Origin of the sequence: Bradyrhizobium sp. NBAIM08 (genome assembly GCF_020193935.1) — a bacterium.
Taxonomy (GTDB): domain Bacteria; phylum Pseudomonadota; class Alphaproteobacteria; order Rhizobiales; family Xanthobacteraceae; genus Bradyrhizobium; species Bradyrhizobium yuanmingense.
This window is the reverse complement of record NZ_JADYVR010000883.1, coordinates 1-408: the sequence shown is the minus strand read 5'-3', so window position 1 is coordinate 408 and position 408 is coordinate 1. Positions and strand designations below refer to the sequence as shown.

Genomic DNA, 408 nt, shown 5'->3' with positions numbered 1-408 from the left:
GAGCTCGCCCTTGCCTGCGGATGGGTCGAGCCCTGGGAGCTCGACTACTCCGAGCCCAACACCGGGCGATGCTGGGGAATCTGGCGGAACGAGTTCGGTAGTGGCCCCGAGCTCCTCGATGCCGGGACCGGCGAGCGCGGCCTCACGGTCCCTCGCTTCCTCGCCCTCGTAGACGCTCGCGACGAGCGCCGCGGCGCGGAGCTGCGGGAGTTGGCCCGCGCGATGTCGGTGGCGGTGAACGAGCCGAAGAAGATCGACAGTCAGGTGGGGCGTTCGCGTCGCCGTGAGTCGCATCCGCGTGCGGCGGAGGGCTGGTCGAACCGTAGGTGGTGGGATGCGGATGGGTGAGCTACGGAGTGCGATCGAAGCCGTTGCGCCGCCAGTAGGCGTAGCAGGTGTCGCACCGCC

1 protein-coding gene is annotated in these 408 nt (G+C 69.9%); it reads left to right on the top strand.

Going from position 1 to position 408, the window contains the following annotated elements:
- Window positions 1-348 (top strand): hypothetical protein (locus I6F37_RS42530; protein WP_225154755.1); only part of this gene is annotated, 348 nt, incomplete at its 5' end.
- Window positions 349-408 lie beyond the last annotated feature (60 nt).